The following is a 16324-nucleotide window of genomic DNA, read 5'->3' on the forward strand; positions in this document are numbered from 1 at the left end:
TCATGCGGAATATGGTATTAGTGTTTTCCATGGTGTTATTGAGTGCCTGTGGATTTGTTGCCGGACAATTACAAGATAAGGCAAACGAGGATCGGCTCCTAAAGCCTGGCGCACTGGATTTGCCTTTAACGGGCTTTTACTCTCATTATCAGTATAAATTGCTTGATAGGTATCAAATTACACACCAATGGATTAGGGAATCAAGCTGTGGATATAGGGATGTTGAGTTAGGAAAATACGAAAGTAAAGACCGATTAACTAAGGACAGATTCTTTAATGTCAGGGATATTTTTGAAGAAGGCGGTAGCACCTGGCAACGATTTGATGCGAAAACAGGCAATTTTAATTTTGATCGATACGTCCGCCCAGAATACACCGTAAAAACGAAGAACGGTCTTAAAACAGAAAAAGGCTATAACACCCTTTGCTATCAATCATGGTGGACGACCAGTCATTCAATCGCCTTATTTTTGCGCAAACAGCCACTGGACGACATGAAAGCAGGATTTACCCAATGGTATCCAGAGGGCACATGGACTACCAAAACTGTCAACAACCTCACTTGGTATGTACAGGAAGTACCGGAAGATAAATTTCGCACTAGACCGCTCAATGGAGTTGCAGGTCCTTTCCAATTATGGGCGCTACCGCTTGCCGACACTGGCTACAGCATGGCTATAAAGTTGGGGGCCAGCAAAGAATCCCTGCAATATCCGGATGCCCATGTAAGAATGCAAGCCATGTTCAAGCATTTAGTAGAGTCCGTTAAAATAGAACCCATTCCAGCAACTTCAACTAATACATCACCAGTGCCAGCTGAAACTGTTCAACCTGTTTCACCGACAAATCAAAACAACTCTGAACCAAAAAGTCAGCCCTCATCGCTGAACAACGGCAACACAAGCACCCTCATGCGAGAGTATCCTGACAAAACCCAGCAGCTCCAGCAAAATATGCAAAAGGATAGTAATCGGGATATTAAAAACCTACTGCGCAATACCGCCCCTAAAGTAGGACGTTAAATACATGCTTAATGCCCTGCACTACGACCCTGCCGGTACCACCAAACGCCTGGGCGACGGCTTTTATGAACAGCGTCTCATCCGCGAACAGATCAACCAGCTCACCGGCAGGAGATTTCTCACTGGCTACAGCAGCGACGAAACCGAATACCAAGCCCTCATGACCAACGGCATCACCGTTGCTGAGGAATACCAGCTTATTCCCGGTGTTGCATTGACGGATGCCCAGATCGCCCAACTCACCACAGACATCGTCTGGCTGGTTGAACAAGAAGCCATCTTGCCGGATGGCAGCAAAGTGCAAGCATTAATCCCCAGGGTATATTTATCCGCGGCCAATATGCAATTAGCCCCCAACAGACAATAATAGGGGACCAATAATAGGGGACAGACCACGATTAACCATGATTTTCAACAAGACCAGCAGCCATAAATATAGCAAATGCCAAGACGCGCAAGAATAAGCATACCCAATGTGCCGCAGCACATTATCCAAAGAGGTAATAACAGAGCCGGAGGTTTGGAGCGCTATATTTACTTTTATTAAAACTAAATAGGAAAATTATGAATAAATTTAGAGTTATTTTGTTGATGCTTTTAACTTTTATATTGCTCAATGCTTGTTCGTTTAGATGCTTCTATGAGAGTTGTAGTCATTAATCAGTAGCGTCATTAACCGCGATATGCTTCAAAACTATGTTGTGGTCAAAGTGGGTGATCAACAAATAATAGGGGACAGACCACGATTAATTATGGATATTCAACATGTTGATTTTAGAAAAACGTGGTCTGTCCCCTATTGTTCCCTACTTTGTGGGAAGGTCGATACAAATCTTGCCCCACGCAAGCTGAGAGCTATCTTCTGAGCTGTCAGCGCTATATTGAACTCAACCCGGTAAGGGCTGGCATGGTAGAGCATCCGGCCGAGTATCAATGGAGCAGTTATCGCAGCAATGCACAAGGTGAATCTAGTGACCTGATAAAGCCACATATTATTTATGAACAGCTAGGATTAAATCAAGAAGCCAGGCAGGCGACTTATCGTGAATTGTTTCGATATCAGTTAGACCCAAATCTGGTAGATGAGATAAGGCAATCAACAAATGGAAACTACGTGCTTGGTGACACAAGGTTTGCAGAACAGATAGCGGAAGCTTTAGGAAGACGAGTATTACGAGGAAAGGCGGGTAGACCTAAAAATGAAGATCGTGCCATATGAAAATCGTGGTCTGTCCCCTATTACTGGTTAATTTGTCCTCACAGAGATTGGTGACGTAGTAGTCGGAAGAAAATTTGTCTGAAAAACGGGATTGGATTTCCCCCACCAGCTTGCAGCCATCGGGAGATTGCGTGATGAAATTACCCTGAATCAGTTCATGTTCGGTTTGTAAAAAATCGTCATAGCGCACCTCACTGTAATGCACCAAGCCTAGCGTCGGCGGTTTGGGTTTGCGTTTGAAGCGCCATACCAACCCGCGCTTGGTATAGAGTACGCCCTTGAATGTCGCGCTGTGCCCTCTGAGTTTAGAAAACAAGTGCACATTCGGCATGGAAAAGCGTTTAACACTGCCATCCGGATACAACAGGCGCACAAACAGCGGGTATCTAGGCTGCCATCTTTTTGTTGAATCGCTCGAACCAAATTCCGGGGTTAGTAAGTAAGCGTTTTCAAAGGGGATATACTTTATCTCGTAACTGAAGTTGCGTTCACCCGGATTGGTAGGAATGTCGATTTCCTGACCATCGGGCTTGCGGAGATAAAGTCTATTGGGAATGTTGTCTTTATATATATTATCTTGTCTATAAAAAGTATCATCTTCCGTAATTCTGCCATGCGCTTCTTTCAGATAAGTCGTGGAACCCTTCACCTTCTCTGAATCCACTAGCTGGCAATCTATATTGAGTCGTTTACCTCTAGGCATCCCTTCCGGAAAGGTTTGCATGTCACCGCCCAGCGTCCCGACCATCATCGTGCGATCATTGAATGCGCCCTCAATCTTAGGGTGCACCACCGCCTGCCCATCGGCATAACAGGAAATATTGCCGCGAATGCCGGTGTCTTCGATTGCGCCGGTTCCAATGTTGACCTTGATCCATTTTTGAATGTCGGTTTTGCTATCGTCATAACCATCGCCGGAACGCACACCAACCAGCAGATGCTCGTTGTCTATCCAATGCCCTATTACCAAACGGTAGTTTTTAAGAAACACGCGCTTGTTAAGGCGCTCTGCGCTATCTACGATGGTAAATTTCTGATCAAATGCCGGCTCTTCACGCAAATAGTCTTCAGCTTGCACGCTACCAGTAAACATTGAACCTAATAATGAAATGACGATTAAAGACAGTAGCGGCAGTTTTGCTGCTGTCCCGGATAAATTTTTGAACATAAAAACTCCATTCTGACGATATTGGAATTAATGATGACTGTACCGATTTGTTTAGGATTGCAGTTCGTGCGTTGTTGAACTGATTGTTTCGCTTATCACATATCGTTGTTATCTATAACATAAATATAAAACATGCCTTCGAATCATTTCTGTGATTTTGCAGGCGCCCTCGTATATCTAATATCTAAATACCCATTACATTTGATAGGTATTTGAGGTTGGTCTGGCTGCAATTACCAAAGAAAAATTGATAACAGACTTAAGTTTGTGTCGAAAATTGGTTTTAATTTGTACGGTCATGGCGAGTATCTCTAGTTTAATTTTTGGTTATTTTTCATTGCTGATTTGCTCGTAATTCATTGCGTGTTGCGGTGATGGTGGCGGGGCACCAAATAATAGGGGACAGACCACGATTAATTATGGATATTCAACATGTTGATTTTAGAAAAACGTGGTCTGTCCCCTATTGTTCCATATTTGTTGTAAATTCAAATTGTGAGTATTTCCACAATCACGGCGAGTGTTTTGATCAAATTTTCTGGCCTGTTCCCGACTTACTCCATACTTCCCATACTCATTTATTCTTACCAATCCGGCTCTTACCCCATAATAAAAAGCTTTCCATGTATTTCCCTTAGCTTTTTCTTGCTCGTAATAGCTTTTGTATAAAATGGGATTGTTATCAACACGAACGGTACCATTTGCACTAATTTCAAAAAATTCAAATGGGTAAGCAGTGATTTGCATTTCTTGATTATTTTCGTTAAGTAAAGCACCTGGTTTGTAATAGGTTTTAACCTCGTATAAAGAATCAGAATCCAGGTTTTTGATTTTTATTGTTTTATGTTGCGGATAACCTAGGTCGTAATGCCAATTTTCAACTTCCCCAGGTTCCCATAAAGCAGGAATGTTTGTGTCCATGCAGGATGAAACTTTAATGTCTGATGCTAGAATTTTTTTGCCGTTGGGAGTTAGTCTAATTACCATCCATTGGATATAAGGACTACTGGCTGCTTGTGCTACACCTTGTAATACAAGTAGGCTTTTATAGTAGCCATAATTAAAGCCGGTTAAATGGTCATTCAACTCAACCTCGGATTCAGCAAGGTTTTGAGACACCCTCTCATAATCATTAGTAAATATAGGACGAATTACATATGTTCCCCCTTGAAGTTTTATTTCCAGACTGTGTTTAAGTTCAAAACCATGTCCAGATTTTTTGTCACCCCCCCACCAATAACTACCTGCTTTTTCACCATGTAGAATTTCCGCATTGATTTCTGGAATCAGAATCGGATTAGGTTCATCATTCACTTCTGATAGGTTTAGCACAGGTTCAGCTAGCAAAAGATTTGGTGTAAAAGAAACCACACTCAAAACAATAGAGAACAGCAATGGTTTTCTCATTCTCATTTGCGTACCTCGCCTTGCTTGCTCAATTCGCCATGCCTCCCAGCGGTTAATCATTGCTTTGAACATCGGTTTCTCCCTGTAAATTTTATGCATCCAGTGGTGTGTTTAATGTTGTTATTTATTTGCAAGTACCAATATTATCTGGGCAGTTGGCTGAAACAGGATTGCCAGTGCAAGCAGTTAATAGAAATAGTCATTGTAATTACTATAATCAATTTACTTGAATGGAATATATTCCCATAATTTAACCAATATGAGAAGCTCAGTATTACTGGTATTCCTTGATTGAAATCAGCGGAAACTTACTCTGCTCACATTCCCAGCAAGCGCCGCCGCCATCACAGCAGCATCCATCCTCGGGTGCTGCATCTTGAGATTAAAGGTTTCCAGGTCACCGGCACTGCCGTCACCGTTAAAGTCGTGCCATATCCGCAGCTGGTTATATACGGCATCGTTGGCATCAATTTTGTGGTCATTGTTGCTATCGTAATAAGCCAGGCTGGCCAGCCCTCTCTGGTCATAAGGGGTGTTGATGCCATTCAGCAACTCATTGGCTGAATCCAGCACGCCATTGCCATCGCGGTCTATGCCCAGAATGGCATCTGTTGGCCCTATCCATTGCGTGGCCTCGCGGTAGCCATCGTTATCCACATCAAAGCGGGCAACGCCATCATGCTGCAAACTGTAAAGGTCATGCTGGGTCATGCCCTGCGGCAGGGATTGCACGGCAACGCCTTTGTCACCCATATCCACGGTGATGAGTTTCACATGCTGGTAGGCGGTATTGCTCATCAGGTCATGGATCGCATCACTGTCTTTCACCGGATCCAGCTGAGCTATCTGCGCCAGGGTTGCACTGTCTATGATATGGGCTGCCAGCTGCGCATCGAACGGGTGCTGCTGCTCATAAACTGCCAGTGCATGCTCGGCTGCATCCAGTTTGGTCTGTGCCGCTGCAATCGCAGCGGCTTTGGCGGCGGCCAGTGCTTCTGCCGCGGCTTTGAGTGCACCGGATTTACCACTGGTGTCGGTGCTGTCTGTCACCGTGCCAAAGGTCTGGGTATCTATCTTCTGTGTGATGAGGCCGGTGCTGGTGAAGTCCGTACCAAGCCGGCTCTCCCTGGCATGGTCAAGCGCAGCCTGTGCTGCATCCTTGGCCTGTTGCAGCTGTTCACGCGTGGCCTCAATGCCGCTCTTGTCATTGAGCCACTGGCCTTCGGTCTGCCAGTGGGCCTGGTCATTGCCGAACTTATGCTGGAGGTGGTCGGCCTCCCACTGCTGGATCACCGCTTCCGGGTAGACCAGGGTGGTGACGTAATGCCTGAGCATGTCTTCATTGGCCATGCCCAGTACGTTCGATTCCCCGGTGCGCGGGTCAAGTTGCGTGAGCACATAAAAGTAATTGGTCTCGCCATTGCCCATGCCTTCAAACACCGGCCAGCTCTGTATGGTGATCTTGGGCATGCGGCTCGCCACCAGCACCAGATCCCGTGCATGGTCTGCCTTGCCTTGCGGATCCAGGTGCTGTACGTTGGCATCCGTAATCTGCTGCTTGATAGTTGCCAGCAGGCCGGGCTGCCCGTTCACGCCATTGAGCAGGCTGGTGAGCATCTGTTTGCCCAGATAGAAATCCACCCCTTCATTGCCGGGGTAGGGGTTATTGATACTGTAATTGACCGTGATATGGCCGGCAGCATCCATGCCCGGTGTAAACACCACTTCACCCACCGGTGGCGGCAAGGGTTGTTCTTTCTCGTCCTCGCCAAAGATCTCATCCAGCACGATGGAAGCCACGGCCACGATGAGCAGGGTTTGCGGCTGGAGCAAAGCGGCGCTGCCCAATCCACCTTCAAGCAATGCCGCGGCCTGATACGCCCCTGTCAAAGAAGACAGCACCGAACCCACCTGCCCATTGGCCAGCATGTCATCAAAGTTATCCAGGTTGCTCACAAAGTTCACCAGGCTGATGACGGCACCCACCTTGCTCAGGATTTCGATGCTGAGCTTGTCTGTCACAAAGCCATTGGCAGTGCCTTGGGTAGCGGCATACAGGCTATTGCTGTTGTATACCAGGCCATACAGGCCATTGATCTGCGTCAGCGCATTGCTTGAGCCGAGCGAATCAATGCTGTGCAGAATGCCGGCAGCGGCACCCAGGCCGCCGGTGACTTGCACAAAGTCGCTATTCGGGCTGAGGTCAAAGCCTTGCCCGTTCATGACGGCAATGGTGTTGGCGAGCTTGATACCGTTCAGGATCTGGTCGAACTTGTCGCCATAGTGAATGGCGTTGATCAACGAGGCCGCCTGGCCGTAGGCGATGTTGGTGAGGGTGTTGAGGGATTCTTGAGTGGCTGTTGCAGGGGCAGAGGCTAGTGTGAGCGTTTCGATATGACCGCTTTGGTTGATGAGGGTAATGTCCTGTCCGCTTTGGAGGATAGTCGTGTCATCAAATGTCGCTATTTCAGGGGTTTTACCATCCAGAGCCTGGTCAAACAATTCATCCACAACACTGAAAGCGTAATGGCGGTTTGGGTCAAAGCTGGCGCCGTAGTCATCAGCGGCTGCAAAGAATTCCGGAGTGAGTCCGCCAAACTGGTTCAGGTTGTCTATGAGCGACTGCGTGTTGGCAAGGACGTGTCCGTTCAGTGCGGTGATGTCAACAACACTATAGCCCCCCATGTTGTCTGCTTGCAGAGTGATGTTGAGGGTTTTATTGCCGAATTCACCGCTAACATTGTAGAAAGCTTCGCCGGTGCTTGGTTTGGCAAAGCCGGTAATGGTGCTGTAAGGGTGACCGGTGTTAAGGTCGTAATATTCACTTCTGGCAATGGATACACCGTCTTGTATACCCCAGCTGACTTTTTGCAGAAGGGTGTTGCTGCCTTCGACACGTACCGTGTAGTTGTGCCCGTTGGTGCCAAAAATATCAAAGCCGCTGACTGCCCCAGCGCTATTCAATCCTACCGGGATGATGTCGCCCTGGTCAAAGGTGATGTAGGTGCCGTCGCCTTGGGCGATCCCATTTGTGCCAAAATCTACTTCATTACCACCTGCTGCGAGCACCCATTTTCCGCTTGAATTCTGTTTAATTATAGGTAAATTTGTTCCTTCATAATTACCAGAGCCAAAATGCCATTCTCCATTTGAAAATTGTCTGAAATTGGTGCCATCTTGATTAACAGTAAAAATTGTCCCGTCTTTATCAATTCCTATGATGGATTCTGTTCCATCTTGTAATCGATTAGGCAAACCTAATAGCATTGGTTTGCCTTGTTCCAAGTTGTCTAAAAATTTAACCCCGCTACTCGGATCACGGAAAACTCGTTCTAACACCTGAAATCGCGCATCAAGTTTATAATCAGATTCTGTCATCGTAGACATATCCAATGTTTCTAAATCATGCAGCCATCCCGAAATCGGTGTATCAGAATTCTTTATTTTGTCGAACAGATTGGCTCCTTCCATAACATGGTCAAAGCCGCTATCTATATAGTCAGGACGACTGTTTATTTCTGCCTTTATTTGCGCCCAAGACATAATGCTATTATTCATATGCGTTAATAGATTGTTGGCATATGATTCGGCTTGGTTGAATAACTTCATTGCGGCACTCAAGACATACTGTTGGTCAGCACCATCAAATGACTGGAAAGTTTGCGATTGCATAATCCTTTCGGCAAAAGGAACTAATTTCTCATCAATCTGTTTCAGATCCATTTCCCAGACTGCATTTCGACCATCCATACTTTGAAGAAATGTGTTGAATTTCCCGATGTCCACATCAGACAGTAGCAGGGAGCGAGTTGCATCTAATGTTATTCCATTGGATTTAAATGTTTCGAGCAGATTAACACCACTGCTCATTAGGCGATTGGGGTCATTTCCTGCCCATGTGTTAAACGCAGTAACGAGCCCCGGAACTAATTCTGGACGTTGCCCAAGATCGCTTTGTAATGAACCGAGCGAATATCCGCTATTACCGATAGGTTGCAATATATCATTGCTATCTTTTTGCCATGCCAGTGAGAGTGTATAGCTCGACATATACCTAACTTCGGATGAATAACCTACATTTAGTAAGGCTAAGGCGCGTATTTGATCAGCAGTGAAAGACATTTTTACTCCTAATATTTAGATATCGACAAATGAAGAATCAGTGATTTGTATTGAGAGAAGACTTGTTCTCCCACCACTCATATAAAGCCGTTAGTGCTCGTAGTTGCCAATAAGAATCTGTTTCAATTGATAATTCCTTATTTCGTATTGAGCAACAAGGCAAGATGGCATGACATCACCAGATGAGTTGCCCTTGCCAAAGGCAGCTTGGGCTGCGTCACAGTGGCTCCGCACATAACGTTCCCAATGGCGTTGTGAGTCCAGAACGTATTTTTCTACCAAGTTGGTATCTACGCCCTCGTCTGATTTACCTCTTAATTCGGATTTTAAATTTTTTAGGAGTAGTAATTGTTGGCGCTTCAAATTCTCAAGATATCGATTAGTACAGATTCTCCATCCTATAGAACCTGTAAGTTCCGGGGCTGAATCTTGGCAATGCTCTACCGATGCTTTTCGTTCTTCCGCATTTACCACGTCTTGCGCAATGCTTGGTTTTGGCATCCATAACTCAACCGCTAACAAAAATGTAAGAATTAGCCTCATGCGCTATCTCCTTTCCTGACTGTAAGCTGGAGCGTGTAGCTGGATTTACATATTACTTTGAGCAATAATGGGTGGAGCATGATTCTTCCTTTTAGCAGTTAGGACAATCAATAGGGTCAGACTCCATTGATTGCTTAGGGCCAAACATGGGGTTCAACGATTCCATTTAAGGAGTTACCTTACCTGCCTCAGCAAGGGCTTTCTCTTGTGCGGCCTTTTCTTCTGCTAATTTTGCAGTCTCAATCTTTTTTAAATCTTCAGGGGACGCCTTTTGCCCTAACATTACTTCATTATCCTTATTATTTTTTCTATCAAATACCAGGCTTTCACCCAATATAATTCGAATCCAATCGGGATAACTGTATGCAGTGCCTTTATTGTGGTCAATAATTGCCCCAATCCCACCGCCTAGTAAGATATTCCCAAACATGCCTCCATTAGCACGAGAAATCACCGTTGCATTTCCGGTCTCCTCACCTGCTTTGTCGCAAGTTACCAACAAGTTCTGCCCCGATCTATGAACATTCACTATACCCGTTGACGTTGTGAACCATTCCCCACGCTCATTTTTTGCGACACATTTAGCTCCAGTTACAAGCTGGTTGTTTTTTGAATATGTTTCAATTTGAACAGGCTGATTTGCGTCTTTTGTGATAGAGGCACACCCACTTAACATCCCTGTGAGAACTACGAAAGAAACGTACCAATGTTTAGTTTTCATTATTATTTCCTTTTGAAATTTAAAAAGAATGATCAATGAGGTCTGACCTCATTGATTGCACAGGCTGTGGTGATGGTGGCGGGGCGGGGTGAAGCTGGGTATAGCGATGCGCTTCGTAGATTCTTATTTTGCCGAGAACGGGTCTGTAAGGGCTTTCTCTTGGTTCCCATTCGCATGGTTTGCTATCTCAGCGGCGATCAATCAGGAATACATGCAGCTGTGAACCGCGCATGATGAAATGCAGATATAGTTCTTTCAATTCTTTGGGTAGGCTGGTACTTAAATCTACGCGTTCTTCGCATATTTCACCGCTAGCCAGGATGCGCCATTTGAAGTAGAGAAATTCCATCTGAGGAATTGTGATGGTGACGTTATCTTGCTTGAACGTTTCGCCCAGGCTCGCCATTTCTCTGTTGGCAATGGTTCCGGAATGGCCGCTGGCGCCATATCGGTAATCAATGACTTCTACATCCGGGTGTTTTCCATCTGCACTGTCGCTGATGGTGTTGAAACTTAGGTGGTATTCAATCATGAGAGATTCTCTTGTAGTGCAGGCGCTCAAACCGAAAAAATTCAAAGTGGCTGCCTGAACAGTTTTGTTTTGTGTTGTTTAATAAGTAATTTTGCAGCGTAAATGAAACGGTTAATGCGAGTTTATGTGGGAAAAAAACCCATATAAAAAGAGTCTAATTGATAAGCCCTGATGCTGGCAAGGGAATTTTTTGCGGGGGTAAAATCAGCTGGGTTGCGCTCGCTTTTCTATTTTCTGTATTCATTAATCTTTTTATCAGTACGGCTGGCTGGCGGGTGCGGATTAGATTTCAAGCGTGAATATCAGGCAGCCAAGTTTGGAAATGCGCCAGGATGAGGCTCGGCAAGCCAGTTATTTGATTGCTGCTGCAGAGGAAATTTCTGCTGTTTTGGGCAGGATTTCATGAACTCTTGACGTGAGTTTTTGCCCCGCCGTAACAGCGAAAAAAAACCAAAGCAAGATGAGGATCAACAACAGAAGTCTTCTCATTTTTCAATCATCCGGTTGTGTGATTGATTCCGTAATCCGGGTTTTATTACGCGCTATCTGCTGCATGCTGCAATATGCCGAGATCAGGCGGGTGAGCAGGTTTTTGCATAATTTATGGGAAATATTCCCATAAATTAACTATAGAGATAAAGGCTGCGATGTGCAAGAGGAATTTATTTCAAATGGAAATAAATTCGTTAGGGATTGGTGTTGTGGCTGAGGGCAGCCCGGCTTTGCGAGGTGAGGTGTAAAGCCGGGTGAATGGGCGGTTATTTCAGTTTTAAAGCCAGTTTGATGCGGCGCCAGATCTGGCAGAGTTTGGAGCCTTCCAGGTGATAGTGTTTGTGCAGCGGTTTTTTTACTTCCCAGCTTGCGGTCATGCCGGCGGGGAATGTCACGAGGTCGCCTTTGCCGAAGCTTACCGGTGTGCCGCCGGTTGGGGTGATCACGCATTCACCTTCCAGGATATAGGCGATTTCCTGCTCTGGGAATGTCCACGGGAATACGGAAACTTCTTTTTGCCAGGTTGGCCATTTACTGACGTTCAGTGCGTCTAAGCGCTGCTGGGCTGGGTTTTTTTCTACGGTGATCTGCGACATGTATGTTCCTTTTTGAAAAGTGCATTCTATCTCATGGCATTGCAAAGCTGAAATATGATCGCTATTTTCAGTTTGCGTAAAGTAGTAAAATGATGTTTTCAGTCATTAGCAAAAAATCATGCGTGTAAGTTTAGAGCAAGCAATAGCCGAACTCAAAAAAGGTGAAGTTGTCGCGATCCCGACCGAAACGGTTTACGGTTTGGCCGCTGATGCGACCAACGACGCCGCGCTTAGGAAGATATTTGCTACCAAGCGGCGCCCGGCGGACCATCCGCTGATCGTGCATATCAGCGATATTCACCAGGTCGATGCATGGGTGACGGACTTCCCCGAGGTGGCTGTCAGGCTGGCCGAGGCATTCTGGCCGGGTGCGCTGACATTGGTGCTGCCGGCCAGGGCGCATGTTTCGCGTGTGGTGCGTGGCGATGAGCCTACGGTGGCATTGCGTGTGCCTGACCATCCGGTCGCGCTGGCACTGCTCAAGCAAAGCGGGCTAAGCGTGGCTGCGCCTTCTGCCAATTTGTTCACGCAGCTTAGCCCGACCACTGCGGCGCATGTAGAAGCCGGCCTGGGTGAGGCTATTCCGGTGCTGGACGGCGGAGCCTGCACGGTTGGGATTGAATCCACGATCGTAAGCGTGGCACCTGACGGCCAATGGCAGCTGCTGCGCCCTGGCATGATAAGCGAGGCGGACATCGCAGCAGTGGCCGGTATGCCGCAGCGCGTAAAACACGCTTTACATGAACACGAGGAAATACAGGCAAGCCCTAAAGTGCCTGGGCAGCATGCGCTGCATTATTCGCCGCGTACGCCGCTTACGTTATATCAGGACAGAGCGGACTTGTTCGCCGCTTGCCATGCTTTGCAGAACGCAGGTAAGAGCTGTGCGGCATTGCTGATCGGCGAAGGTGATGCGCCTGCCTGCACGGTGGTTGCATTGCCCGGCCAGCCGGATAAGGTCGCGGAGCGCTTATATAGCGCGCTTCATGCGCTGGATGCGCTAAAAGTGGACCGGCTGCTGGTTGAGCTGCCGCCTGCCGATGCTGCGTGGATAGCCGTGCTGGATCGCCTGACCAGGGCGGGGCATCAGTAAGTGAGATTGAAAAACTGCCATGTTTTTAATATACATGGCAAAATGCAGCCATAACCGTTAACCATATCATTCAAACATATCAGGCCTTTTATACCTATGTTCACCAAACAGCATCCATTTATACTCTTGTCAGGCCTGTTAGCTTTGCTGCCGGCATGCAGTTCCATCAGTTTGAATCCATTTGGGTCTGACGCTGCCGACCAGTCGAAAGGTCCCTACAATGCGACTGAGTATGTCTGTGAGGGCAAAGGCCGTTTTTACGTACGCATGCTGAATAATGGCAATGATGCCTGGCTGATCTATCCTGACCACGAAGTCAACCTGCCTAGATCCGGCGGTGATAACCGTTATGGCAGCGGTGCAATCACGCTCGTGATCAATGGTGCCGAAACTACGCTGAATGACGGTGAAAAAATCGCGTATAGCAACTGCAAGCCGCAAGAGAAAATCAAGCAGTAACCCGTCTTTAAATGCTCCTGCTGCTGTTTATAGGCTAGGGAGCAAGAATCATGTCCGGTGGGTGTCGTGTCATATCAGGGTATAGTCAAACATAAATGGCCGCCGCCATATGCAAACTAACATTTCTACAATCAAGCGTTTTCTGCTGCCGTTATTGCTGCTAATGGCGGCCGCACCTTTTGTGCTGACCAGCCAGCAGACTGCGCAGCAGCTGGCGAACACGCACGCGGTAGCCAAGGAGCAGTCACAGGCCTTGATCGGCCTGCTGAAGGTCACGGATGAGCTGGTTGGCAATCAGGCCGATAATGCCATGCACTTGCTCAAGGCACATGCTGCCGGCCTGGGCTCCCCCGCCGTTTCCGGATATGTGAGGATGGCAGGGAATACGGTGCCCAACCTGCTGATGGGCTCGATTCCCGTTACGAATAATTATGAGCTAGTGGACGGTGTGACCGCCATCAGCGGCGGTACTGCAACCATATTCGTGAAATCCGGCAACAATTTCGTTCGCATCGCTACCAATGTCAAGCGTGAGAGTGGCCTGCGTGCTATCGGCACTGTGCTGGACCCGAATGGCAAGGTGATTGAGGCTTTGCGCCAGGGGCGTGCATTCAGCGGGGTGGTCGAGATTCTTGGAGAGCCTTACCTGACACGCTATGAACCTATGTTGAATCAGGCTGGCGTGATTATTGGCGCCTACTATGTCGGGTTCAAGGTTGATATGAAAGTGGTGCGCGAGAGCGTGCGGAATATCAGGCTATTGGAAACCGGCTTTGCAGCCATCGTGGATGGCAGCAATAAGATACGTTTCCTATCTTCCCATATCAGCCCGCAGAAAGCCGCAATACTGTTGAAATCGCAGCCGGAAAGCTGGATGTTCATACAGGAGCAGATCCCGAACTGGGGTTTCAAGCTGGTGATTGCGTATTCTGTTCATGAGGCCCGGATCGCCGGGTTATCCAAGTCGTGGGCTTTTATTCTGCTGGGTACAACCTTGGGCGCTTTGCTGATCGGCATTATCTTCTGGCAATTGCGCAGGCTTATCTTTATGCCGCTGGGGGCTGACCCTGCCGTGGCGATCGAGGTGGTGAAACGTATTGCAGCCGGCAATCTGCAGGCTGACAACATGGTTGCCAAACCAGGCACGTTGATGGCCAATGTGCTGGAAATGCGCAAAAAGCTGCGCGAAAGCATGGGCACGCTGCGCGATAATGCCGAGCGTATGCGTTTATCCGCCAGTGTTTTTGATCATGCACACGATGGTATTTTTATCACCGATGCCGAGATGCGTATCCTGGAAGTCAATATCGCATTCACGGAGATTACCGGTTATTCCCGCGAGGCGGCATTAGGCCATACCCCGCAGCAATTGGGCTTTGCGATTTATGAGCCGGATTTCTTCGATGCGCGCATACGGCTGTCGCAGGATGAGGATGCCGGCGAGTGGCGTGGTGAGGCCTGGAACAGGCGCGCCACGGATGATATTTACCCGGTATGGCTTGATATCTTTACGGTACGCAATGATGCACAGCAACTGATCAATTATGTGGGCTTGTTCTCAGACATCACTGAAGCCAAACAGCATCAGCAGAACCTGGAGCGCATGGCTTACCATGATCCATTAACCCAGCTGCCTAACCGTACGCTATTGTCAGACCGCCTGCATCAGGCTTTTTCACGCGCCGAGCGCACCGGCGAGCTGCTGGCGGTGTGCTGCCTTGACCTGGATGGCTTTAAACCGGTGAATGATTCTTTAGGTCACGAGGCGGGAGACCAGCTGCTGGTGCAGCTGGCCGAACGCATGAATAAATGCCTGCGTGAGAGTGATACCGTGGCGCGCACCGGCGGCGATGAGTTTGCCTTGCTGCTGAACGGCATGGTGAATGTGGATGAATGCAGGCTGGCACTGGAGCGCTTGCTGAGTGACATCAGGGCGCCCTATATGGTTGCCGGCGAATCTGTCACTGTATCCTCAAGCATCGGGTATACCATATTCCCGCTGGACGGCAGCGAGCCGGATACCCTGCTGCGCCATGCAGACCAGGCCATGTATCAGGCCAAGCTGAACGGCGGTAGCTGTGTGCAGCAGTTCGATGCCGAGTATGACCGTGAGTTCCGGGATCTGCGACAGGACATGGAAAGAATCGAATCCGCACTGGCAAATGATGAGCTGTGCCTGTATTACCAGCCCAAAGTCGATATGCAGATTGGAAAGGTCATCGGCATGGAGGCGCTTATCCGCTGGCAGCACCCGGATCTTGGTTTGCAGGTGCCGGTATCGTTCCTGCCGCTCATTGAAAACACTGATTTCTCGATCACCTTGGGCGAGTGGGTGATTCGCAAGGCGATCATCCAGCTGGAAATATGGCAGGCAGAAGGCCTTGACTTGCAGGTCAGCGTCAATATTGCGGCCAGGCATATGGTGCATGAAGACTTTACTGCCAGGCTGGAGCAGATATTGGGTGAATTTCCCCAGGTTAACCCCGCTAAGCTGGAATTCGAGATCACGGAAACGGCAGCGATTGAAGATGTGTCGGGCGTGGTGCGCACGATGAACGGCTGCAAGTTGCTGGGCGTGAGTTTTGCGCTGGATGACTTTGGCGTGGGATATTCGTCACTCACTTACCTGCGCCGCCTGCCGGTTGCCGTGATCAAGGTTGACCGTTCGTTCGTCCACGATATGCTGCAGGATAGCAATGACCTGGCCATGGTCGCCGGCATTATCAGCCTGGGCCGTGACTTCAGGTGCAAGATCGTGGCAGAAGGGGTTGAAACCGCTGAACATGGCTTGCAGCTGCTGCGGATGGGCTGCACGATCGCGCAGGGTTTTGGCATCGCCATGCCGATGCCGGCGGATCAGGTAAGCGATTGGGTCAGGTCTTATCGCCCTAATGAGAAATGGGCGCAGGCCAGTTGATTTCCTGCGTGTGCGGTTATGGTTTTAAGTTTG

At 48.1% G+C, this 16324-nt stretch carries 13 protein-coding genes; 6 read left to right on the forward strand and 7 right to left on the reverse strand.

Translation table 11 applies throughout. The features are described 5' to 3' along the window. Window positions 1–2 precede the first annotated feature (2 nt). From GQ51_RS09195 to GQ51_RS12335, 3 genes are all read left to right on the forward strand, one after another. The gene (locus GQ51_RS09195) at window positions 3–1022 is read left to right on the forward strand and encodes a hypothetical protein (RefSeq protein ID WP_047552225.1); all 1020 of its coding nucleotides are present in this window, start codon (window positions 3–5) and stop codon (window positions 1020–1022) included. 4 nt (window positions 1023–1026) lie between these two features. Next, a complete protein-coding gene (locus GQ51_RS09200) occupies window positions 1027–1389 on the forward strand; it encodes an S-layer family protein (protein WP_047552226.1) in 363 nt (120 codons plus the stop codon). A gap of 540 nt (window positions 1390–1929) precedes the next feature. Next, window positions 1930–2241: a hypothetical protein gene (locus GQ51_RS12335; protein WP_200884414.1), complete on the forward strand. Its 312-nt coding sequence runs from the start codon at window positions 1930–1932 to the stop codon at window positions 2239–2241. Here GQ51_RS12335 and GQ51_RS09205 read toward each other — a convergent pair. From GQ51_RS09205 to GQ51_RS09235, 7 genes are all read right to left on the reverse strand, one after another. After that, on the reverse strand, window positions 2216–3409 hold the full coding sequence (locus GQ51_RS09205; protein WP_047552227.1) for a hypothetical protein: 1194 nt from the start codon (window positions 3407–3409) through the stop codon (window positions 2216–2218). The two genes, GQ51_RS12335 and GQ51_RS09205, sit on opposite strands and share 26 nt — an antisense overlap. A gap of 441 nt (window positions 3410–3850) precedes the next feature. Beyond that, a complete protein-coding gene (locus tag GQ51_RS09210) occupies window positions 3851–4888 on the reverse strand; it encodes a hypothetical protein (RefSeq protein WP_152604131.1) in 1038 nt (345 codons plus the stop codon). 225 nt (window positions 4889–5113) lie between these two features. Then, window positions 5114–7885 carry a hypothetical protein gene (locus tag GQ51_RS09215; protein ID WP_152604132.1) on the reverse strand — a complete coding sequence of 924 codons (2772 nt, stop codon included), beginning with the start codon at window positions 7883–7885 and terminating at the stop codon, window positions 5114–5116. Between the two features lie 1143 nt (window positions 7886–9028). Further along, complete coding sequence (locus GQ51_RS09220; RefSeq protein WP_047552230.1) at window positions 9029–9481, reverse strand: lysozyme inhibitor LprI family protein; 453 nt, start codon at window positions 9479–9481, stop codon at window positions 9029–9031. 166 nt (window positions 9482–9647) lie between these two features. Beyond that, entirely contained in the window at window positions 9648–10202 is a 555-nt protein-coding gene (locus GQ51_RS09225) for a hypothetical protein (protein WP_052177876.1), read from the reverse strand. A gap of 187 nt (window positions 10203–10389) precedes the next feature. Beyond that, window positions 10390–10734, reverse strand: coding sequence for a hypothetical protein (locus GQ51_RS09230; RefSeq protein ID WP_047552231.1), 345 nt, complete (start codon window positions 10732–10734; stop codon window positions 10390–10392). Window positions 10735–11492: 758 nt separating this feature from the next. Continuing rightward, window positions 11493–11822, reverse strand: coding sequence for a cupin domain-containing protein (locus GQ51_RS09235; protein WP_047552232.1), 330 nt, complete (start codon window positions 11820–11822; stop codon window positions 11493–11495). 118 nt (window positions 11823–11940) lie between these two features. Here GQ51_RS09235 and GQ51_RS09240 point away from each other — a divergent pair, with 118 nt between their 5' ends. The 3 genes from GQ51_RS09240 (at window position 11941) to GQ51_RS09250 (ending at window position 16291) form a co-directional block, all read left to right on the forward strand. Next, window positions 11941–12915, forward strand: a complete 975-nt coding sequence (locus GQ51_RS09240; protein WP_047552233.1) for an L-threonylcarbamoyladenylate synthase — start codon at window positions 11941–11943, stop codon at window positions 12913–12915. 126 nt (window positions 12916–13041) lie between these two features. Then, window positions 13042–13374, forward strand: a complete 333-nt coding sequence (locus tag GQ51_RS09245; RefSeq protein WP_235276205.1) for a hypothetical protein — start codon at window positions 13042–13044, stop codon at window positions 13372–13374. A 109-nt stretch (window positions 13375–13483) separates the two neighbouring features. Further along, window positions 13484–16291 (forward strand): bifunctional diguanylate cyclase/phosphodiesterase, encoded by a 2808-nt coding sequence (locus tag GQ51_RS09250; RefSeq protein ID WP_047552235.1) that lies wholly within the window; start codon window positions 13484–13486, stop codon window positions 16289–16291. Window positions 16292–16324 lie beyond the last annotated feature (33 nt).

Source organism: Methylotenera sp. G11, from assembly GCF_000799735.1.
Classification (GTDB): Bacteria; Pseudomonadota; Gammaproteobacteria; order Burkholderiales; family Methylophilaceae; genus Methylotenera.